Here is a 344-nt window from a genome sequence, read left to right as displayed (position 1 = left end):
ACTCAACAACCTCTTGGAGGAAAGTCTCATTTTGGTGGTCAGCGTTTTGGTGAAATGGAATGTTGGGCATTGCAAGCCTATGGTGCTGCTTACACTTTGCAGGAAATGTTAACTGTGAAGTCTGATGATATTTTTATAAGGCGGTGTCCCTCCGGGACCTGAGGCAATAGTATCGGCACCGAATTCCCCGAGTCAGGAACGATCGATCCACATAAGAGTTATCGCGTAGAACGGCCTCGCTCCTGAGTGTGCAATACACTTCATTATTGCTAAGCTTAGCAACACACTTGCGGATAAGTCAGTAGAAGAATTTTTGATACAGATAATTATGAAAACTTATTGGC

1 pseudogene is annotated in these 344 nt (G+C 43.9%); it reads left to right on the top strand.

Annotated elements, in window-relative coordinates:
- A pseudogene (locus ACJ5GX_RS03475) lies at positions 1-132 on the top strand (DNA-directed RNA polymerase subunit beta); the annotation flags it as partial.
- Positions 133-344: the final 212 nt, after the last annotated feature.

This window comes from Wolbachia endosymbiont of Tuta absoluta (genome assembly GCF_059414725.1).
Note: the sequence above shows the minus strand (reverse complement) of the source record. Positions and strands in the feature narration are given on the sequence as shown.